At 58.6% G+C, this 667-nt stretch carries 1 protein-coding gene; it reads right to left on the reverse strand.

Features of this window, described 5'->3' with window-relative positions; genetic code table 11:
* Nucleotides 1-667, reverse strand: a 667-nt coding sequence (locus J5224_RS33270; RefSeq protein ID WP_264629163.1) for a respiratory chain complex I subunit 1 family protein, incomplete at both ends; no start/stop codon positions are given.

Genomic DNA, 667 nt, shown 5'->3' on the forward strand with positions numbered 1-667 from the left:
CGCTGATAAGGCCGATTACACCCAGTAACTCAGGCCACTTCAGATAAAACACAAACGCCTGATCGATGCGTATTCTCCCCACCATGGCGCGCAATAGCGTCTTGCACAGGCAGGAGACAATCAGACACTTCACCAGAAACACCGCCACACCGGCGATCCCTTCCGGGCCGTTGGGGAAAAACAGCGTGATGCCCAGCGCCACGACCACCAGTGTTTTCAAGGCAGACATCAGATGGAACAGTGCCAGCGCGGGGCCGGTGTATTCCAGAATGGGCCCTTCCAGCACTTCGGACTCCGCTTCCGGGATATCAAACGGGGCAATGCCGAGGTTGGCGGGCATAAACAGCACGTAGGCCGCCAGCGCAGGCCACATCCAGGGACCGAACACAAACGCGCCGTGCTGCTGCTGATAGGCAACGATCTCGGACAATGAAAAGGTTACCCAACCGCCTTGCGCCAGCCCGGTTTTTAGCGCCACGCTTGCCAGTGCCAGCAGCAACGGTCCTTCGTAGGCCAAAACCAGCGCCATTTCGCGGGAAAAACCGATGGCACCGTACACCGAACCTGAGCAGGAACCGGCTAGCATCAACACCACGGCAGGCACGGTGAGCAAATACAGCAGTACCAGCAGGTCTCCCAACGCGGTAACGGGCTGATAGATCTGCGC

This window comes from Candidatus Symbiopectobacterium sp. NZEC135 (assembly GCF_025962695.1).